This window comes from Micromonospora qiuiae, from assembly GCF_016863555.1.
Lineage (GTDB): Bacteria > Actinomycetota > Actinomycetes > Mycobacteriales > Micromonosporaceae > Micromonospora > Micromonospora qiuiae.
In genome coordinates this window covers 1-20,122 of sequence record NZ_BOPC01000043.1, presented here as the reverse complement: position 1 = coordinate 20,122, position 20,122 = coordinate 1, and the positions used below count along the sequence as shown (strand labels likewise).

Sequence of the window (20,122 nt, the reverse complement as noted above, 5' to 3'; positions counted from 1 at the left end):
CCAACGCCGCTACGAGTTGGGGTGCCAGGGCAGCCGCTGAGCAGCCCGAAGGGGGATCACGGGTCACGCCAGCGCCTGCCCCAGCAATCCGGGACGTACCCGGAGGGTGAACCACCTCTGGTGCCAACCCGAGCGGTTCGCTCTCAGCCCAATCCACCTAGTGGCATAGGTCAACCAGGCGCTTGAGGTGAGGCCGCGCTGCATGATCGGATATGGATGCCAACCCGGGAGGACTGATGCCTTCGATCCCGCTCAGTTATGCAGACATCGCAGCCGATATAGCCGCCCGTATCGCTGCCGGGGAGTACGAACCGGGCAGCAAACTGCCCTCCTACTCGGAGTTGGCCGATCTGTACTCGGTGTCGGTCTCCACGGCTGCGCGTTCGGTGGCGCTCCTACGCGATCGAGGCGTAGTCGTCGGTGCGCCCGGACGCGGTGTCTTTGTCAAGGAGCCGGACCCCGGTCGCGGGTAGTGGACACGCCCCGGTGGGGCCGAGACTGATCGGTGGACCGAACCGTCTCGCCCGATATATCCCGAAGGCCACCCCCACCTCAGCGGATCTTGGACTCGGGAGGCCCCTCTGCGGGCAGAAAATGTCCAAGATTGCCGGTCGCGAGGGATGTGGTCAGTAGATCGGCGGCACTGCGTCATCGCTGCCTGGGCGGCTCGTGCATGCTGGCCGGATTTCCCATGCCTGCGAGGCGTTACGGGGAGACGAGATCTTGGACGCTTTCGGCCCTCCGAGGGGCCATTTCGGTCCAAGATCCGTTGACGCGGGGGGGATGTATCGGGGCAAGGTGGGCTCGGAGCGCGCATCGGTCTTGCGCTACCGCGTCGAGAGTTGGGGTCAGCCGCGTTGCTCGGCGTAGGCGGCCAGCCAGGCGACCTGGGCCGGGTCCAGGGAGGGACGGACGCGGGAGCGAGCAGCCTCGACGTGTCCGGCGGTGACCGTGGTGGCGGTCAGCGACTCGCGCATCGCGGCCAAAGCCGCCTCCCGGATCAGGGCCGCGCAGTCGGCGGCGGAAAAGCCGTCCAGCTCCGCGCCGAGCGTGGCGAGGTCGACCTCCTCGGCGAGCGGCACGTTGCGCGCCGAGGCGCGCAGGATCTCCGCCCGTGCCTCGGCGTCCGGAGGCGGCACGTAGACCAGCCGCTCCAGCCGCCCGGGACGCAGCAGCGCCGGGTCGATCAGGTCGGGGCGGTTCGTCGCGCCGATCACCACGACGTTGCGCAGCGCCTCCACCCCGTCCAACTCGGTGAGCAGCGCGGCGACCACCCGGTCGGTGGTGCCGCCGTCGGTGGCCTGGCCGCGTACCGGGGCCAGGGCGTCCACCTCGTCGAGGAAGACCAGGGTGGGCGCGGCCTCCCGGGCTCGGCGGAAGAGTTCCCGCACCGCGCGTTCGCTCTCACCGACCCACTTCGACAGCAGCTCCGCACCCTTGACCGAGAGCACGTTCGCCCGACCGGTGCCGGCCAGCGCGGTCACCAGGTAGGTCTTGCCGCAGCCCGGCGGGCCGTAGAGCAGCACCCCGCGGGGCGGTTGCACGCCGAGCCGGGCGAAGGTGTCCGGGTAGGTCAGCGGCCAGAGCACCGACTCGGTCAGCGTCTGCTTCACCTCCACCAGGTCACCCACGTCGTCGAGGGTCACCCGGGCCAGTTCGAGGGTGGCGGCGGCCATGGTGGTCGGCCGGACCACCTCCAGGGCGGCGGTGAAGTCGTCCATCCGTACCGTCGGGTTCTCCGCCGCCTTCTGCCGCAGCGCCGCGCGGACCCCGGCCTCGCGGACCAGCGCGGCCAGGTCGGCGGCGACGAATCCGGGAGTACGTCCGGCCACCTCGTCCAGGCGGACGTCCTCGGCGAGCGGCACCGGGCGGGTCAGTACGGCCAACTGCTCCCGGCGCAGGGCCGCGTCCGGCAACGGTACGTCGATCCGCAACGAGAGCAGGTCCGGGGCGCGCAGAGCCGGGTCGGCGGCCTCCGGCCGGCTGGTGGTGCAGACCACTGCCGCCCCGGCCTGGACGACCTGGGCCAGGCACTGGCGGAACACCGTCGCCACCGGGCCGGGGGCGTCCGCCGGGGCCAACGCCTCCACGTCGGTGACCAGCAGCACGGCCGGACCGCTGGCGATCACCTCAGCGGTCACCTCGCGCAGCCGCCCGGCGGCCGAGGAGTTGCTCAGCGCCGCGATCTCGGGCGCCCAGAGCGGATGCACCCGTGCGCCGACCTGGGCGGCCACTGCGCGGACCAGCGCCGACTTGCCCGAGCCGGCCGGTCCGGCGACGAGAACCCCGAGCGCGACCGTGGTGCCCAGGCGGCCCAGCACCTCCCGATGGTGGAAGCCGAGGTCGAGCAGCTCGATCAACTCCTCGGCCTGGGAACGCAGGCCGGGCAGCTCGTCCACGGACGGGACGTCCGCGACCACTCCGGCCGACCGATCCGACCCGCTCTGGTCGCCGCGACTGGTGCCGGCGCCACCCCGGAGACCGGCCAGCGGTCCGCCGGCGCCACCCCCGAGGCCGGCCAGCGGTCCGGCGACGCCGCCCCGAAGACCGGCCAGCGGTCCGCCGACGCTGCCCGAGGCACCGGCGCCGGCCAGGGCCGCGGACCGACCGGGCGCCGGGCCGGCGGTGCCGTGGGTGACGGCCCCATGTTCCCAGCCGACGACCGTGTCCATGGTGACCAGCGCCCCCGGGTCGGGATCGGCGGCGACCACCCGCAGCAGGGTGCTGGTCCAGGCGTAGCCGACCCGGGTGGAGAGGCTGCGCCGGGCCGCCTCGACCAGGCTGCGCGTCGAGGCGTCCGGCAGGACGTCCTGAGGCAGCAGCGAGACGTCGTCCCCGGCGGTGACCACCTTGCCGAGCAGCGCCAGCCGGAGCATCTCCGGGGAGACCACCGCGACGATCTCCGCCGGTCCGGCGAGCAGCACCCGGGCGGCGGGGGTGACCGGGGCGGGGCTCACCCGCACCTGCCCGCCGTCGCGTACGCCCAGGTTGCCGAGGATCAGGTCGTCGGCGTGCAGCAGGGCTGCGCTCGCGGTCTGTTCGGCTGCGGCGACGATACCGGCGCTCACCCGTTGGCCGCTGAGCCGGACGGGATCACCCGGCCGCAGCGCGAGCGCGGTGAGTGCCTCAGGGTGCATCCGGACGATGCCGCGTCGGGCATCGAGCGCGGCGGGACGCAGGGTCGCGGTCAGGGTCAACTCGGGTTCGCCCACCGTCCGACCCTAACGGCCCGGTCACGCATCGTCCGGTCAGCCCGTCGGCTCCTCGCCGGTGAGCAGGGACGGGTCGCGCCGGATCAGCTCGGCCAGCCGGACCGCCGGGTCCGTTTCCAGGCCGTCCTGGCTGGCCGGCCAGCCAGGCACGGTGTTCGCCGACAACGGCCAGGACGGTGGCGGGGCGGCGGGCTGCCCGGTGACGGTGACCTCCGCGCCGGACCAGGTCACCCGCAGGTCGTACGCCTGGCTGTCGTGGTCGATCCGGGCGGCGATGGTCATCCCCGGGTAAGCCGCGACGACTGCCCGCAGCGCTTCGGCGGCGTCGTCCAGCACGTGGCGCTGCGGTGCCTCGTGGGTCCGCTCACGGGCGGTGGCCCAACCGGGTCCCGCGTTACGGCTTTCGATCCGGCTCGGGCCCTCGTCTTCCACCTGGCCCGCCGTCGGCCCGAGTGGGCCGTCGGTCGCTCCGGTCGACTCCGTGGCCCGCCGCCGCAGCGCCTCCTCACGCCGGCGCATCCGGGCCAGGGCCTCGTCCAGTCCGCCTCTCATCCGCCTCACCCCTTCTCACGAGGGCCGTGAGCCGGTCGGCTCAGGCCCGCTTGTCCCGGGTGGCCCGATCCAGCGCGCGGTCCAGGACGACCAGCAGGGCGTCCCGCACCGAGAGCCGGTCCCGGGCGTCGAACTGCACCAGTGGTACATGATCGCCGATCGCCAGGGCCCACCGGATCGCACCGAGGTCGTGCGCCAGTTGCCCGTCGAAGGCGTTCACGCCCACCACGAAGGGCAGTCCCGCGCGCTCGAAGAAGTCGATCGCCGGGTAGGAGTCGTCCAACCGGGCGCTGTCGACCACCACCAGCGCACCAAGGGCACCCCGTGCCAGGTCGTCCCACATGAAGCCGAAACGTGACTGGCCCGGTGTGCCGAACAGGTACAGCTTCAGGCTGCGGTCGATGGTGACGCAACCGAAGTCCATCGCGACCGTGGTGGTGGTCTTCTCCGAGCGCTGTCCCGGGTCGTCGACGCCGATCCCGGCGATCGTCATTTCCGCCTCGGTGGTCAGCGGGACGATCTCCGAGATCGCGGCGACGCTGGTCGTCTTGCCGACCCCGAAGCCGCCAGCGATCAGGATCTTGACCGGGATCGGCGGCTTGGCGCGCGGCGTACCGGTGGCCGTGGGCGTCGCGGTGGGCGGCCGGTACGGCGGCGGGGGCGCCGGGTGCTGAGGCGCCGGGTGCAGGGGCGCCGGTGCCGGGCCGCCGTAGCGGGCCGTGGCGCTGTTGCCGGCGAGCGCGCCCGGCGGGACGACCGGCCAGTCAGGAGATTGCACGGAGTCCATCAATCACTCGCAGGATGATGTCGGGATCGAGGGCGTCGTCGGTGTCCGTGACGTGCACGTCCAGATGGCCGGCGGCGCGCAGGTCGCCCACCAGGACCCGGGTCACGCCGAACTGCAACCGGGTCTTGGCGGAGATCTCGGCGACCGAGATCGGCTCACCGCAGAGCGCCACGATCGCCTGGAGTTCCGGGGTCAGCCGGGCGGCCGTGACGTGCCACGGTTCGGTGGTCGGGCGGGCGGTCACCTGAGTTTCCAGCCCGATCGTCGGGTCGGCGCCGGCCACCCGGCCGGCGGTGAGCACGAACGGGCGCGGGCCGGTCGGCCCGGCCGCGTCGGGTTCCGATTCGACCGCCGCCGGTGCGTCGTTCCGGCCGGCGTCACCGGCGAGGAAGGACTCGCGCAGGTAGGGCCGGATCCGGACCACCGGCTCCTGTTCCGCACCGGCGGGGTCGGTACTCATTGCTGCACTGAGTTCTTCAGTTCGGCGATCAGGCGCGGAGTGAGCGCACTACCGGCCCGACCGGCGAAGAGCGTCATCTCGTAGGCCACCGTGCCCAGGTTGGCCGACCGGTCGGCGACCACGCCGAGCACCGAGCCACTGCTGATTGCGCTGATCAGCAGATATCCCTCGGCCATGTCGACCACGACCCGGTTCAGCCCGCCGAGGGCGTACCAGCTGGCGGCGCCGCCGGCCAGGCTGGTCATACCGGAAACGACCGCCGCGAGCCGCTCCGCGTTGGACCGGTCCTTGATCGCGGACATGGCCATCAGCAGGCCGTCCGACGACACGGCGATCGCCTCCAGAACGCCCGCTGTGCTGGACGTGAAGGAGTCCAGCAGCCAGTTGAAGGTGCGGGCCTCGGGACTGAGGTCACCGGCCGGGTGGCTCTGGTGGTCGAGGTTCTCGTGAACGTGCGGGCTGGTCAACGTGGCGTTCCTTCTTCGTCGCGGCGGTCGGTACGGACATCGCGCAGAGCCCGGGCGACGCCCGTCTCGAACGCGTTGATGAGATCGCGGACCTCGGCCGGGTTGCCGGGGTCGTGCGTGAGTGGTTGCCGAGGTGGCGTGGCGACCAGGTTCGCGCCGGGGACCCGTCGGCTCAGTTGTGCCGGCGGGGATTGCGGGACGCGGGCGCGGGCCGAGTGGGTCGCGACGGCCGGCTTCTGGTCGGTCGTCGGGGCGGCTCCGGCAGTGGTGGCGAAGGCGTCCCAGGACTCGGCCAACTCCATGCTCTCGGTGGCCCTGGCCAGCAGCGCCTGGTCGAAGCCGGGCTGCCCGGGTGAATCGGCGACCGGCCGCGCGGGGCCGCCGACCGCCGCCGGGGCGTCGGTCGGGGCGGTGGGCTCCGCCTGCTGGGCCTGGACCGCCGGTACGGGTTGGATCCGGTGCGGCAGAGCGGGCTGGGGTACGGCCGGGACGCTGCCCCGGCCGGACATCCCGATAACCAGGGACGACCGGGGAACCAGCAGGGTGGCGGTGACGCCGCCGCCGGGGGTCGCCTGGAGGGACACCGTCCAGCCATGTCGGCGGGCCAGCCGGCCCACCACGAAGAGCCCGAGCACCTCGGTCGGGGCGAGGTCCAGCCGCTCCCGTCGGGTGAGCCGGGCGTTCTCGTCGGCGAGCCGTGCCTCGGTCATGCCGATCCCGTGGTCCACCACGGTCAACTGGGCACCCTCGTCGGTGAGTTCGCCGCCGACCACGACCCGGGTGTGTGGCGGCGAGAAGACGGTGGCGTTCTCCATCAGCTCGGCCAGCGCCAGCACCAGGTCACCGATGATCGCCGGCGTGGCGGCCACCTCGGTCGGGACCCGTACGTCGACCCGGGTGTAGTCCTCGATCTCACCGAGGGCGAGCCGGACCACGTCGGTCAGCGAGACCGGCGCGACGTGGGCGACCTCGCCGGCTGCGCCGGAGAGCACCACCAGGTTGCCGGCGTTGCGCCGCAGGCGGCTGGAGATGTGGTCGAGCCGATACAGGCTCTCCAGCCGTCCCGGATCGGTCTCCTGCTGCTCCAGCCGGTCGATCAGGGCGATCTGCCGGCCGACCAGGTTCTGGGTACGCCGGCCGACGTGGCCGAACATCTGTGCCACGTTGCGCCGGCTCGCCACCTGCCGCTCGACCAGCCGGGCGGCCGTGTTCTGCACCCGTTCGAAGGCCCGGGCCAGGTCGCCGATCTCGTCTCGGGCCCGTACGTCGACCCGGTCGAGGCGAATCGGTTGGGCGGTCTCCGCCTCGTCGTCGGCGACCCGGACCAGCTCGGATTCGGCGACCCTGGCAACCCGGTCGGCGGAGCGGGTGAGCCGTGTCAGCGGCCGGGCCACGGTCCGGCCGATCGCCAGGGTGAGCAGGATGACGACGCCCAGGATGAGTAGAACCAGGGCGATCACCCAGTACGCCGCGACGAGGGCCCGCTGGCGTTCGTCGCGTACCTCGGCGGTGACGTCGGCGACCAGTTTCTTCTCCACGAACTGACCCAGGGTGGTCAGTGAGGAGATGGTCGGGAAGAGCGCCTCCAGGGGGGTGCCGGCGAGCGCTTTGACCGGGTCCAGGGCGGATCGCTCGACGAACTGCGGACCGGTCCGGGCGTCCAGCGCGATCTGCTCGATGTCCATCAGGGCCAGTTGATCCGGGGTGATCAGGCCGAGGACCTGGTCGCTCTCGGAGAGGAGAGTGGCCATGTTGGCCACGAAGGCGCTGGCCAGCTGCGGGTCCGGCTTCGCCGCGAGCAGTACGAGCAGAGCGGCACCGCTGGAGAGCCCTTCGCTCTTGCGCAGGATCCGGTCCAGCGCCAGCACCTGGCGACCGGCCGAGGTCCGGGTGTCCACGTCGTAGGGCAGGCGCAACGAGTTGATCAGGGCGAGGTGCAGCGGCCCGTAGGTGCCGATGATCCGTTCCGGGTCGGCCCGTCCGGCCAGGGCCGCCGTCCGGAGCGCGGCCAACTGCTTGACCCCGTCGAGGGCTGCGCTCACCTCGGCCGGCAGGTCGGCGCCGAACTCGGCCCGCAGGTCGACGACCCGGTCGTCCACCTCCGCGATCTCCTGCGTCAGCTCGCTGCGCTGGACCTGACCGAGGAGCAGACCGACGGTGAGCATCCGTTCCCGCTGGAGGTGTTGCAGCAGGGTGCCGACCCGGCCGGCGATCTGGACGGTGTCGGCGGTGTCGGCTGCCCGCTGCGCCACGCCGATGCGCTCGACCACCACCGGGAGCGTCAGCCCGAGCATGCAGAGCAGGGGGATGAGTACCAGCAGGGCGAGTTTGCCCCGGATCCGGAGCCTACCGAGCAGCATCGAAGGGCCTCCACCGGTCCGGTTCGCGGCCCTGCCCGGCCGGCTGGAGCGCCGGTGTCTGTTCGCCCGCTGGCCGGAGGGCGACCGGTTCCCACCGGTCGCCGGTCGGCCGGTCCGACTCCACCGGCTCGGTCCCGATGCTCGGCTGATCGATCGCGGTCGGGCTGTCCTGTGTGCGAGACAGCCAACTGCTCACCGCCAGGCTGATCAGCAGCAGCACCGCGAGGCTGCCTGCGCCCAGCACCAGCAGAGCGTCCCGGTTCAACCGGTCGATCCGGTCCGCCAGCAGCCGGTCGATCTCGTCGAGGAGGACCGGCTGGAGTTGCTTGGCCGCCTGCTGCGCCTGCTTCCGCGCGCCGGTGAGCCCTTCGGTGTCCACCGCGCCGCTCCGGTTCGGCAGGGCGAGCAGTGCCATCGCCTCGACCGCCCGCTGGTAGGCGTCGAAGGGGTTGAGCACGTTCGCGCCCAGCTCCGCGTTCTCCGAACTCTCCACCACGGCGCGAAGATTGTTGACCAGGTCCCTGGCTGGTTGCAGCGCGGCGAACCGGAGGGTGGCCAGTTCCATGAGGGAACGCCCCTGGTCGGCGGCGGGTCGCTGCTCGATCAGTATGACCAGGTCGGTGAGGCGCCCGGCTGCGATCAACGCTTCCGGCATCTCCTCACCGACGCCGTCCTGCAGGAAGTACGTGTCGACGTCGGGGTCCCGGATCAGGCCCGAGGTCTCCCGGACCTTCCCGTAGAGGGCCAGCAGCAGGTCGGTGACCTCGCCGTACGCGTTGAATGCGTCCTCCGGGTCGGTCAGCGACCGCTCGGGCAGCGCTTCCAGCTTCGCGCGTATCCCGGCCCACCGTTCGCTGGTGCGCAGCTCGTCGCCGGTTCGGGCATCGACCGCTGCGGCCTGCTCCACCGCCCGGTCCAGGTTCTCCCTGGGCAGCGGGTGGCCGCTGACCGCAGCGCTCTGCGCATTCACCAGCGCCTCGGTGACCGGGCCGAGTGCCCGGAGATACTCGACGCCGAGTTGTTCTCGTTCAACGGCGTCACGGTCGGCGTCGACGAACCGGTAAGCCTGTATGACAAGGAACGCCACCGGCAAGAGCAGCACGGTGGCGAGTAGCAGCGGCAACAGCCGACCCGGTGTCCGGGGCCGGCGGCGGACCCGCGACGCGGGAACGGTCATGGTTGTCTCCTCCGGCGGTGACGCAGGTTCTGCTTGCGGCGTCGACGAGCCGGTCCCGTGCGCCGGACCGGAAAACTAGCCGAACCAGGATCACCAGGTATCGGCCTGCCGGGGTCAGATTTGCGTCACTTCGAGCGATGTGACCCAGGAGCGCCGTGGTGGCTACCGAGGGTGGCTATCCGAAGGGCATTAGGAGTGCTTCAACGTCTAATCCGACGAAAGGCAGGAATTCCCACAATGCGAATTCGCCTCAATGTTCGCCCAATGGACGTTGTGCGGATGACCTCCTCCGGATGACGATTTGGCCGAGTGGGGCCGACGTATGGCGGATCTCAGCTAACACTCAGGCTGCGGGCCGTAGCGTGTGCCAGATGAGATCGCCGCTCTCGGCCGCCCGGATCCGGCGTGCCCTGCCCACCGGACGTCGAGCGGTGGCCGCGTCGGTGGTTCTCGCCCTGCTGGTGGCGGCCGTGGTCTGGGCCGCCTGGCCGGACCGACCCGGTTTCCGCACCGAGTCCGCGATGCTCACCGTCCGATCCGGCCCGACCGGTGACGAGCCGGTCGACCTGGACACCACGCTCTATCTGCCGCGGTCCACCGCTGGCCGCGAGGTTCCGGCGGTGCTGCTCGCGCACGGCTTCGGCGGCACCAAGGACTCGGTCCGCGCCGATGCCGAAGACCTGGCCGAGCGCGGCTACGCGGTGCTGACCTGGACCGCGCGAGGCTTCGGCCGCAGCGGTGGTCAGATCCACCTGGACAACCCCGACTACGAGGTACGCGACGCCCAACGGCTGCTCGACTGGCTGGCGGAACGCCCTGAGATCCGTACCGACGCGGCAGGCGACCCGCGCGTGGGCGTGGTCGGCGGCTCCTACGGCGGTGCCCTGGCGCTCCTGCTCGCCGCCCAGGACCAACGGGTGGACGCGATCATCCCGATGATCACCTGGAACGACCTGGCCCGGTCCTTCCTGCCGGAGAGCACTGGCGCGGCGCCGACCGACGGGGTGTTCAAATCCGGCTGGGCCGGCATCTTCTTCGGCGGCGGAGGCAACGCCGGCTCCGGCCCGACCGGGATCTCCGGCAACACCGCCGAGGCACCGGAGGGAGCGCCCGCCCCCGGCCCGCCCAGCCCCGCTCCGGGCACCGGCCCGGGAACCGCACCGGGTGCGCCGAGCAACGGCGGCGGTGCCAACCCGTCGTGCGGTCGGTTCGCCGCGGATGTCTGCGCCGCGTACCTGCGTATCGCCACCACCGGTCGGGCCGACCAGGCCGCCGTCGACCTGCTGCGACGCTCCAGCCCGGCCGGGGTGCTGGACCGGATCACCGCACCGACCCTGCTGGTCCAGGGCGGCGCGGACACCCTCTTCCCACTCGGTGAGGCCGACGCCAATGCCCGGGGCATCGCCGCGAACGGCACCCCGGTCCGGGTCGCCTGGTTCACCGGTGGCCATGACGGCGGCGCCGGCCCGCGTAGCGACTCCGACCGGGTGAAGTTCCTGACCGCCCAGTGGCTCGACCACTACGTCGCGGAGACCGGGGAAGTCCCGGGAGACACCTTCACCTTCTCCCGGATCGCCGGCTTCGACGCAATGGGCCGCGGGCTGGTCGCGACCGGCTACCGCACCACCGACTACCCCGGCGTGGGCGGAGAGTCGCGGCGGGAGGTCACGGTGACCGGGCCGGCCCAACCCGTGGCCAACCCGCCCGGCCGGAACCCGGCCGCCATCTCGTCGGTGCCCTTCGCCGGCTCGCTCAGTTCCTTTCTCAGCGGGGTGGCCGACGACCTCCCCGGGCAGCACGCCCGGTTCACCTCCGAGCCGTTGGCCGAGGCCGTCGACATCGTCGGTTCACCGACCGTGCAGATCCGCGCCGCCTCGGCCAGCGGTGCGGCGGTCCTCTTCGTCAAGCTCTACGACGTCGACCAGGAGGGCGCGGCCACCCTGCCCAGTGGGCTGATCGCCCCGGTCCGGCTGACCGGCCTGCCGGAGAACATCGACGCCGCCCAGCCGGTCACCGTCACCCTCCCGGCGATCGTCCACCGGGTCGAGGCCGGCCACCGGCTCCGGCTGGTCGTCGCCACCTCGGACCAGGCGTACGCCACGCCCATCGAGCCGACCGTGCACACGGTGGCCGTCGGGGAGGCTCCGGTGAGCCTGCCGACGGTCGCCGGTGAGCCGATCCCGACCGAGGCCCTGCTCTGGCGCTGGGTGTTGGCCGGGTTGCTCGCCGCGATCGTGGTCGGGCTCGTCGCGGTCGTCGCCGTCGTCCGCTGGCGGCACCGTCGCCAGGACACCTCCGTCCACCCGGCGTACGCGGACACCCCGCTGGCCGTGCGCCATCTGCGCAAGGAGTACGCCGACGGCTTCGTGGCAGTCTCCGAGGTGGACTTCGAGGTGCACCCCGGCCAGGTGGTCGGCCTGCTCGGGCCAAATGGCGCCGGCAAGACCACCACCCTGCGGGTGTTGATGGGACTGACCCAGCCGACCGCCGGGGAGATCTACGTCTTCGGGCACCGTCTGGTTCCCGGTTCGCCCGTGCTGTCGCGGATCGGTGCGCTGGTCGAGGGCCCTGGCTTCCTGCCGCACCTCTCCGGTCTGGAGAACCTGAAGGCGTACTGGCGGGCGACCGGCCGGCCGATCGCCGACGCCCACTTCGAGCAGGCACTGGGGATCGCCGGCCTGGGCTCGTCGGTGCACCGGAAGGTGCGCAAGTACAGCCACGGCATGAAACAGCGACTGGCGATCGCCCAAGCCATGCTCGGCCTGCCGGAACTGCTGGTGCTCGACGAACCGACCGACGGGCTGGACCCGCCGCAGATCGCCGAGATGCGCCGGGTGCTCCAGCGGTACGCCACCGACGGCCGGGCCGTGCTGGTCTCCAGCCATCTGCTCGCCGAGGTCGAGCAGACCTGCACCCACGCAGTGGTGGTCAACAAGGGCCGGATCGTGGCCTCCGGGCCGGTCGGGGAAATCGTCGGTGATTCGCCCAGCGTGCTGTTCGAGGTGAGCGACCCGGCGGCGGCCCGGACCGTGCTCGACGGTCTCGGCGGCGTACGGGTGCTGGACGAGGCCGACGGGCAGATCGTCATCGACACCGACGGCACGGCTCGCAGCGAGGTGGTGGCCGAACTGGTCCGGGCCGGTGTCGGGGTGAACCGGGTGGTGCCCCGGCGCCGCCTGGAGGACGCCTTTCTCGCCCTGGTGGGCGAGAACTCTCGGGGAAGCGGGGACCGATGATGGCGGGATCGACCGTCGGACCGACGCGGGACGGGGACGAGCCAGCGAAGTCGGAGACGCCGTCGGGGGCGGTGTCGTCGGGCTCGGCGCCGTCGGGCACGGTGCCGTCGGGCACGGCATCGCCGGGGGCGGGGGTGGCGCCGTCCGGAGCGGCGGCCGGCTACCGGCCGTCGCGGACGCTGCCGTTCGGTGCGGAGTTCCGTCGTCAGGCGGCTCGTCGGCGCACCCAGTTGGCGCTCGGCTTCATGGCGCTGCTGCCGCTGATCATCCTGATCGCCTTCCAGTTCGGCTCAGAAGAAGAGGAGCCAGGCCGGGGCGAGTTCGGCAGCCTCGTCTCACTCGCCACCTCGGGCGGGCTGAACTTCACCCTGTTCAGCCTCTTCGTCTCGGCCTCGTTCCTGCTGGTCGTGGTGGTGGCGCTGTTCTTCGGGGACACCGTGGCCAGCGAGGCGAGCTGGGGCAGTCTGCGTTATCTGCTGTCGATACCGGTGCCCCGGGCCCGGTTGCTGGCGATCAAACTGCTGGTCGCGCTCACCTACTCGGCGTTGGCGTTGCTGCTGCTCGCCGGCACCGCTCTGCTGATCGGCACACTCCGGTACGGCTGGTCACCGCTGCGCAGCACCGTCGCCGCGCAACTCGAACCCGGTGCGGGGTTGCTGCGGCTGCTCGCGGTGCTCGGCTATCTGGCGGTGGTGCTGCTGGTGGTCGCCGGACTGGCGTTCCTGCTCTCGGTCGTCACGGATGCGGCGCTGGGCGCGGTGGGCGGCGCAGTGCTGCTGTGGATCCTGTCCAGCATCCTGGACCAGATCACCGCGCTCGGCGCGATCCGTTCCTTCCTTCCCACCCACTACAGCGCCGCCTGGCTCGGGCTGCTCTCCACGCCGGTGCAGGCCGACGACATCGTCCGCGGGACCATCTCCGCGATCTCCTACGCCACCCTCTTCTGGGGGCTCGCTTTCTGGCGCTTCACCCGCAAGGACATCGTCTCCTGATCGCCCCTTCGGGAGTGGCTCGAGCAGCGGATCTTGGACCGGGAGGCCCATCGAGGGACGCTGGGTGCTGGGGGCATCGGAGTGGGCGGGGTCGGAGGGCGCTTCTCCCAGGCCGATCGATCCGATCGGCGGTGACGGCGGCCTGCCGCCCCAGCAGAGCTGATTTCGGAACCTCCAGCCGGTACCATGAGCGTGGGAGCGTTCCCAAAGGAAGAGATTGCATCGACAACTATCTATCAATCCCGCATTCTGGGTGCCACCACCACCCATCTCCAATGGAGGTACCAGAATGCGTACTGACCGGTTCGGCGGGCCGGCACTGTCCCTGTTCCGCATGGTCATCGGCCTGCTCTTCCTCTGCCACGGCCTGGCATCCCTGTTCGGCGTCCTCGGCGGCAACCGCGGTAGCGGCGAGCCGATCCCGCTCGGGCAGTGGCCCGGCTGGTGGGCTGCCCTGATCCAGGGGCTCTGCGGCCTGCTGGTGTTCGTCGGCCTGTTCGCTCGACCCGCCGCGCTACTGGCCTCGGGCTCGATGGCGTACGCGTACTTCATGGTTCATCAGCCCGAGGCCCTCCTGCCGCTGAGCAATCACGGCGAGCTGGCCGTGTTGTTCTGTTGGTCGTTCTTCCTGGTCGCGGTGCTCGGCCCAGGTAACTGGGCGTTGGACACCCTGCTTCGGCAGCGAACTGCCGACGCGGTGGAGTTCGGCGCGGATGATCGGCGGTCCGTGCCGGCCTGACGGCGGCCCTCAGCGGCACCGGGGCACGCGACGGTGCCGCTGAGGAATCGCTCACAGGCTGGGATTGACGGGCGACGAGCGACGGCGGATTGCCTAGACTCGGCGATACAACTGCATACCTCATCCAGAGGGGCTGAGGGATACGGCCCGATGACGCCCCGGCAACCACCCCGCGCGCTCACCGTTGAGCGTCCGACGGGACAGGTGCCAATTCCGTCCCCGCCGCAAGGTGCGACGCGGGGAAAGATGAGAGGACCTCGACATGACGTCGACGCTCGCCGCTCCCGGTATCGGCACCACCGCCAGCCCCGCCCGTGCCCTGGTCTGCCGCGCCTGTTCGGCCCACTACCCACTCGTTGCCCAGCACGCCTGTTACGAGTGTTTCGGTCCGCTCGAGGTCGACTACGACCCGGCCGCTCTCGCCACCGTCACCCGTGAGCAGATCGAGGCAGGCCCACGCAACATCTGGCGGTATGCAGCCCTGCTGCCCGCCGGTCAGGACCCGGCCACCCGGGTCACCCTGGACCCCGGCTTCACCCCGCTGGTGGTCGCCGACCGGCTCGCCGCCGAGGTCGGCATCACCGCTCCACTCTGGGTCAAGGACGACAGCGCCAACCCGACCCACTCGTTCAAGGACCGGGTGGTGTCGGTGGCGCTGACCGCCGCTCGTACGCTCGGCTTCTCCCGGTTTGCCTGTGCATCCACCGGCAACCTGGCCAACTCGGTGGCCGCGCACGCCGCCCGGGTGGGTGCTCCGTCGGTGGTCTTCATCCCCAGCGACCTGGAGCAGGGCAAGGTGGTGACCACCGCGGTCTACGGCGGCGACCTGGTGGCGATCGACGGCTCGTACGACGACGTGAACCGACTCTGCGGCGAGCTGGTGGAGACCGACGAGTTCGAGGACACCGCGTTCGTCAACGTCAACGTCCGGCCGTACTACGCGGAGGGCTCGAAGACGCTCGGCTACGAGGTGGCCGAGCAACTCGGCTGGCGTATCCCGGCCCAGGTGGTCATCCCGATGGCCTCGGGTGAACTGCTCACCAAGATCGACAAGGCGTTCAGCGAACTGGTCGAGATCGGGCTGGTCGAGCCGCCGGCCGGCGGCTGGAAGGTCTTCGGGGCACAGTCGGCCGGCTGCAACCCGATCGCCACCGCCCTGCACGCGGGCAGCGACACCATCACCCCGGTCAAGCCCACCGGGATCGCGAAGTCACTCAACATCGGGGATCCGGCCGCCGGGGTGTACGCCCTGGAAGCGGTCCGCCGCACCGGCGGTTGGATGGAGTACGCCGACGACGACGAGATCCGCGCCGGGGTGCAGCTGCTGTCGCGTACCACCGGGGTCTTCGCGGAGACCGCGGGTGGGGTGACCGTGGCGGTCCTGCGCAAGCTGGTCGAGTCCGGCAAGTTGGACCCGACCGCCGAGACCGTGGTGTTCAACACCGGCGAGGGCCTGAAGACCCTGGACGCGGTCGCCGGCCAGGTCGGCCCGACCCATCGGATCAAGCCCTCCCTGCGGGCGGCGCGCGACGCCGGCCTGCTCGGCTGAGGCGAGTTGCCTGTTAAAAAGGGGCCCTTCCTATACATGAGGCGTTAATAAGGGGCCCTTCCTTACCGGTTTGTGAAACGCGGCGGCGGGGGACTTGACGGCAGGAACCGGACAGCGCAAAATGCTCCGTGCGGGAGGGCGTTTCGCCGGAGACTTTTAGTCTGTACGACCCAACGCCGGAGGCGTTGTGCGATCGACCCTCCCGACCAACGTCCGAGCGGGTCAGCGAAAATTCGCTGGCCCGCTCGTCTGTCGTCGCGCCACGCTGGCGGTATGACCATCACCGTCACCCCTTTCGGGGCCGCCGACGAGCCGGCCATCGAGCAGGCATACCAGATCGGTGTGGCGCAGGTGGCCGCCGATCTGCCGGATTTTCCACCGTTCTGCCGTCGGCGGTTCATGGCCCTGTTCCACCATCCGATGCCGGGCAGCGAGGCGATTCACCTGCTCGCCCAGATCGACGGCGAGCCGGTCGGCTTCCTCGCGCTCGACCTGCCACAGCTGGACAACACCGAGAACGCCTCCGCCGATCTGGTCGTGCATCCGGCGTACCGCCGCCGGGGCGTGGGCCGGGCGTTGTACGAACACGGCCTAGACGTACTGCGCGAGCGCGGGCGCAAACGGGTCAGCGCGATGAGCCCGACGCAGCTACCCGACGAGCCCGACCGTCCGTCGCCGGGCAGCGCGTTCGCAACCAGCCTCGGCGCGGTCGATGCCCTGCCCGACGTACGGCGGCGTCTCGACACCGCCGATCTCGACCAGGCGAAACTGGACTCGCTGCTGGCCGACGCCCGATCCCGGTCGACCGGTTACGAGGTGCTGTTCTGGCGCGGCCGTACGCCGGACGAGTTGGTCGCCGACGTGGCGTACCTGGATGGGCGACTGCTGGCCGACGCGCCAATGGGCGAGCTGGCGTGGGAACCGGAGCAGGTCGACGCGGAGCGGGTACGCGGCACCGAACAGGTGCTGGAGGCGCGGGGCAAGCGGCGCTACCACGTCGGTGTCCGGCACGAGGCATCCGGCCGGCTGGTCGCGTGGACCCTGCTGGATCTGGGCGCCGCCGCGGACTGGCACGCGTACCAGCAGATCACGATCGTCGATCCCGATCACCGGGGGCGCCGGCTCGGGCTGCTCGCCAAGATCGAGAATCTGCGGCACCTGCTCGCCCACGAGCCGGCCGTCCGGGCGATCGACACCTTCAACGCGGCGACCAACGACCACATGATCGCGATCAACGAGCAGCTCGGTTTCCGGGTGCTCGATCGATGGAGCAACTGGCAGCTGACGATCTGAGTTGTGACACGCCCCTACTGATCGCGGGGCTTTGTGTTGCATGATGGCGGGCATGACGGACACCCCGCACCCCCTGTACGACAGGCACGCCGAGACCCTCAACCGTGCGCTGACCGCGATCACGAACCGGGGGTACTGGTCCGCCTACCCGGAATCACCCAGCCCTCGGCTGTACGGCGAGAGCGCCGCCGCTGACGGCAAGGCGGCCTTCGAGGCGTACCTCGACGGAGACTTCCCGCTCGACCAGCCGGCCGACGGCGAGCGGGTCGCCACCGAGACCAGCCCGTTCGGCGTCGCGCTGAACGTCCGCTACCCGCACGCCACGGCCGACCAACTCGTCGCCGCCGCGTCCGCGGCGTTGCCGGCCTGGCGCGACGCCGGCCCGCAGGCCCGGGTCGGCGTCTGCCTGGAGATCCTCGATCGGCTGCACCGCAACGTGTTCGAGCTGGCCAACGCGGTGCAGTTCACCAGCGGCCAGGCGTTCGTGATGGCTTTCCAGGCCGGCGGCGCGCACGCGCTCGACCGTGCCCTGGAGGCGCTCGCCTACTCTTACGCGGAGATGACCCGGCACCCGAAAACGGCGAGTTGGGAGAAGGCCGCCGGCAAGGGCGATCCGCTGCGGATGACCAAGACCTTCCACGTGGTGCCCCGAGGCGTGGCCCTGGTCGTCGCCTGCAACACCTTCCCCACCTGGAACTCGTACCCGGGCCTGTTCGCCTCCCTCGTCACCGGGAACCCGGTGGTGATCAAGCCGCACCCGCGCGCCGTGCTCCCGCTCGCCATCACGGTGCGCTACGCCCGTGAGGTGCTCGCCGAGGCCGGCTTCGACCCGAACCTGGTGCTGCTCGCCCCGGAGACTCCCGGCGAGAAGCTGGCCTCGACCCTGGCCCTGCACCCGGCTGTGAAGATCGTCGACTTCACCGGTTCCACGGAGTACGGCGACTGGCTGGAGGCCAACGCCCGGCAGGCGACGGTCTACACCGAGAAGGCCGGGCTGAACACGGTCGTCATCGACTCCACCGACGACTTCGCCGGGATGTGCCGCAACCTGGGCTTCACACTCGCGCTCTACAGCGGACAGATGTGCACCACCTCGCAGAACATCCTCATCCCCCGGGACGGGATCGACACCGACCAGGGGCACAAGAGCTTCGACGAGGTGGCCGCCGGGATCGCCGGAGCCGTCGGCAAACTCACCGCGGACCCGGCCCGGGGCGTCGAACTGACCGGCGCGATCGTCAACGACGGGGTGCTGGAGCGCCTGGACGAGGTCACCAAGGTCGGCGAGCCGGTCCTGGAGTCGCATACCGTCGAGCACCCCGCCTTCCCCGACGCCGTGGTGCGTACGCCGACCATCGTCAAGCTGGACGCGGACGACACCGCGACCTACTCACGGGAGTGGTTCGGGCCGATCTCCTTCGCCATCGCCACCGACTCCACCGCGCACAGCCTGGAGATCCTGCGCGCGACGGTGGGCGAGAAGGGCGCGCTGACGGCGGCGGTCTACTCCACCGATCCCGGGGTGCTGGACGCGGCCGAGGACGCCGCGATCGAGGTCGGGGTGCATCTGTCGGCCAACCTCACCGGCGGGGTTTTCGTGAACCAGTCGGCGGCGTTCTCCGACTTCCACGGCAGCGGGTTGAACGCGGCGGCGAACGCGGCGTTGACCGATGGGGCGTACGTGGCCAATCGGTTCCGGATCGTGCAGAGCCGCCGGCACGTGTGAGTGGTTGCGGTGGGGGTTCCGGGGCAGCCCGACCCGCTCCGGGCGGTCAGGCTTGATCCCTGCGCGGGTCGGGCTGCCCCGGAACCCTCCCGGGTCATCGTGAGTTCGATGCCGCCGGCTGGGGTGGGCTGGCGGGAGAGCTCGCCCTGTGCCCGCACCAGCGGTCACGCGCGGCGGCGCATCTGGAGTTCGCGAAGGCCGGGAACGGTGGGATGCGGGACGCGTACCCCGGTGTCGGTGAAGCCCAACCGCCGGTAGGCCCGGTAGGCGCGGTCGTTGCCCACCACCACTTCGAGCATCAGCTCGTCCCGCCAGCACTCCCGCGACCAAGCGGCTGCCGCCGCGACCAGGTCCGCGAGCAGGCCGTTGCCCCGCCAGGCCGGGGTTACGTAGACCGCGTAGAGCAGCGTGACCCTCGACTCCGTCGGGTGGGCCATCCCACCGATCTGGCCGACCAGTCGGCCGCCCGGGTCCGCGACGAACTGTGCGTTGACCGTGCCGGCCGAAACCTGGGCGATCCGGGCGGCGTACTCCGCGTGCGGGCGGGCCGCCGCTTCGGCGATCGTTTCCAGGAAGGCCAGCGGGGTGTCGGCGAGCATCTCCAGCCGCAGCGCGCGCATCCGGCCGGCATCCGTGGGCCGGACCCGCCTGATCTCCGCTCGCCGCAGGCCCGCCGCGTCCGCCACGTTGGTCATGCCGGCATGCCTATCACAATGATGTACGACGAAGTTTCGGAATTGCTGTGGCAGGGCGGTCCTCCGCGATCTTGACGGAAGACGGATCGGATCGGCCGATCCCTCCCTCGATGCTCACCTCGCCGAGTTGCGCGCTCTGATCAGCCAGTTTGGTTGATCAATGTCGGATGACGGAAGAAGGTATTCCGGCAGCCGCGATATCCGATCGACAGAAGCGGACGTCATCGGTCGAACTATGCCCGATTTGTGGTCGTGCGCCTTCGTCACTCCTCGTGTACCGTGCGATTTCGGTCACCGTTTCAGTGGTCGCCTCCGATCGCCGGGACGGTGAATTCGGGTTGCCGGTGCGCCGGTGACCAGAGTTGGTTGGAACGCCGTGCAGAGTGAGGAAAACACCGTGGCACAGGGCACCGTGAAGTGGTTCAACGCCGAGAAGGGCTACGGCTTCATCGCCGTCGACGGCGGGCAGGACGTCTTCGTTCACTTCTCCGCGATCGAGATGGACGGCTACAAGGCGCTGGACGACGGTCAGCGGGTGGAGTTCGAGATCGCCCAGGGCCAGAAGGGCCCCCAGGCCGAGCGGGTACGCGTCATCGCCTGAGTGCACACCTCACCCATCCCACCGGCCGACCGTCGGTAGGGGTGGCGTGATCGCGGCCGGAGGGGACTGCGGTTCGGGCACCCCACAAGGGAAGATCATGGGTCGATCCAGCCGTCGCTGAGGAGCCTCATGTCCGACCAGTCACCCCCGGCAGGTCCGTCGCCGTCGTCACCCGGTGAGCCGAACCCCGTCACCGGTCGACCCGACCCTCTGCCGACCGACCCGACCGCTTTCGGCCCGGCAGGCTTTCCGGGTGGCCACCCCGGTCAGCCGGGC

Annotated in this window: 15 protein-coding genes, 2 pseudogenes and 1 riboswitch; of the genes and pseudogenes, 8 read left to right on the top strand and 9 right to left on the bottom strand. The window is 70.9% G+C overall.

Features of this window, described 5'->3' with window-relative positions:
- The first annotated feature begins 236 nt into the window (after nt 1-236).
- Complete coding sequence (locus Vqi01_RS16285) at nt 237-473, top strand: winged helix-turn-helix domain-containing protein (protein ID WP_204035650.1); 237 nt, start codon at nt 237-239, stop codon at nt 471-473.
- A gap of 375 nt (nt 474-848) precedes the next feature.
- Here the strand turns inward: Vqi01_RS16285 and Vqi01_RS16280 are convergent.
- From Vqi01_RS16280 to Vqi01_RS16250, 8 genes and pseudogenes are all read right to left on the bottom strand, one after another.
- Nucleotides 849-2,408 (bottom strand): annotated as a pseudogene (locus Vqi01_RS16280) (AAA family ATPase); the annotation flags it as partial.
- 200 nt (nt 2,409-2,608) lie between these two features.
- A pseudogene (locus Vqi01_RS31610) lies at nt 2,609-3,212 on the bottom strand (AAA family ATPase); the annotation flags it as partial.
- A 36-nt stretch (nt 3,213-3,248) separates the two neighbouring features.
- Complete coding sequence (locus Vqi01_RS16275; RefSeq protein ID WP_204035648.1) at nt 3,249-3,764, bottom strand: hypothetical protein; 516 nt, start codon at nt 3,762-3,764, stop codon at nt 3,249-3,251.
- A 40-nt stretch (nt 3,765-3,804) separates the two neighbouring features.
- Nucleotides 3,805-4,551 carry a GTP-binding protein gene (locus Vqi01_RS16270; protein ID WP_204035647.1) on the bottom strand — a complete coding sequence of 249 codons (747 nt, stop codon included), beginning with the start codon at nt 4,549-4,551 and terminating at the stop codon, nt 3,805-3,807.
- A complete protein-coding gene (locus Vqi01_RS16265; protein ID WP_204035646.1) occupies nt 4,529-5,011 on the bottom strand; it encodes a DUF742 domain-containing protein in 483 nt (160 codons plus the stop codon). Before Vqi01_RS16265 ends, Vqi01_RS16270 begins: the two co-directional genes overlap by 23 nt.
- Nucleotides 5,008-5,478 (bottom strand): roadblock/LC7 domain-containing protein, encoded by a 471-nt coding sequence (locus Vqi01_RS16260; RefSeq protein ID WP_189041803.1) that lies wholly within the window; start codon nt 5,476-5,478, stop codon nt 5,008-5,010. Before Vqi01_RS16260 ends, Vqi01_RS16265 begins: the two co-directional genes overlap by 4 nt.
- Complete coding sequence (locus tag Vqi01_RS16255; RefSeq protein ID WP_204035645.1) at nt 5,475-7,838, bottom strand: ATP-binding protein; 2,364 nt, start codon at nt 7,836-7,838, stop codon at nt 5,475-5,477. The genes Vqi01_RS16260 and Vqi01_RS16255 overlap by 4 nt, the downstream gene beginning before the upstream one ends.
- Nucleotides 7,825-9,015 (bottom strand): hypothetical protein, encoded by a 1,191-nt coding sequence (locus Vqi01_RS16250; RefSeq protein ID WP_204035644.1) that lies wholly within the window; start codon nt 9,013-9,015, stop codon nt 7,825-7,827. Before Vqi01_RS16250 ends, Vqi01_RS16255 begins: the two co-directional genes overlap by 14 nt.
- A gap of 371 nt (nt 9,016-9,386) precedes the next feature.
- Between Vqi01_RS16250 and Vqi01_RS16245 the strand changes: the two genes are divergently transcribed.
- The 6 genes from Vqi01_RS16245 to paaN all read left to right on the top strand — a co-directional run bounded on the left by Vqi01_RS16245 (nt 9,387) and on the right by paaN (nt 18,550).
- On the top strand, nt 9,387-12,251 hold the full coding sequence (locus Vqi01_RS16245; RefSeq protein ID WP_204035643.1) for an alpha/beta fold hydrolase: 2,865 nt from the start codon (nt 9,387-9,389) through the stop codon (nt 12,249-12,251).
- Nucleotides 12,251-13,243 (top strand): ABC transporter permease, encoded by a 993-nt coding sequence (locus Vqi01_RS16240; protein WP_372444367.1) that lies wholly within the window; start codon nt 12,251-12,253, stop codon nt 13,241-13,243. Before Vqi01_RS16245 ends, Vqi01_RS16240 begins: the two co-directional genes overlap by 1 nt.
- Before the next feature lie 289 nt (nt 13,244-13,532).
- Nucleotides 13,533-13,982 carry a DoxX family protein gene (locus tag Vqi01_RS16235; RefSeq protein WP_204035641.1) on the top strand — a complete coding sequence of 150 codons (450 nt, stop codon included), beginning with the start codon at nt 13,533-13,535 and terminating at the stop codon, nt 13,980-13,982.
- A gap of 117 nt (nt 13,983-14,099) precedes the next feature.
- A riboswitch (SAM riboswitch) is annotated at nt 14,100-14,235 on the top strand.
- 9 nt (nt 14,236-14,244) lie between these two features.
- On the top strand, nt 14,245-15,531 hold the full coding sequence (thrC, locus tag Vqi01_RS16230) for a threonine synthase (RefSeq protein ID WP_204035640.1): 1,287 nt from the start codon (nt 14,245-14,247) through the stop codon (nt 15,529-15,531).
- A 273-nt stretch (nt 15,532-15,804) separates the two neighbouring features.
- Nucleotides 15,805-16,824, top strand: coding sequence for a GNAT family N-acetyltransferase (locus Vqi01_RS16225; RefSeq protein WP_204035639.1), 1,020 nt, complete (start codon nt 15,805-15,807; stop codon nt 16,822-16,824).
- A 52-nt stretch (nt 16,825-16,876) separates the two neighbouring features.
- A complete protein-coding gene (gene paaN / locus Vqi01_RS16220; protein ID WP_204035638.1) occupies nt 16,877-18,550 on the top strand; it encodes a phenylacetic acid degradation protein PaaN in 1,674 nt (557 codons plus the stop codon).
- A gap of 164 nt (nt 18,551-18,714) precedes the next feature.
- Here paaN and Vqi01_RS16215 read toward each other — a convergent pair whose 3' ends face one another.
- The gene (locus tag Vqi01_RS16215) at nt 18,715-19,245 is read right to left on the bottom strand and encodes a GNAT family N-acetyltransferase (RefSeq protein WP_204035637.1); all 531 of its coding nucleotides are present in this window, start codon (nt 19,243-19,245) and stop codon (nt 18,715-18,717) included.
- A gap of 397 nt (nt 19,246-19,642) precedes the next feature.
- Between Vqi01_RS16215 and Vqi01_RS16210 the strand changes: the two genes are divergently transcribed.
- On the top strand, nt 19,643-19,846 hold the full coding sequence (locus Vqi01_RS16210; RefSeq protein WP_013288855.1) for a cold-shock protein: 204 nt from the start codon (nt 19,643-19,645) through the stop codon (nt 19,844-19,846).
- Nucleotides 19,847-20,122: the final 276 nt, after the last annotated feature.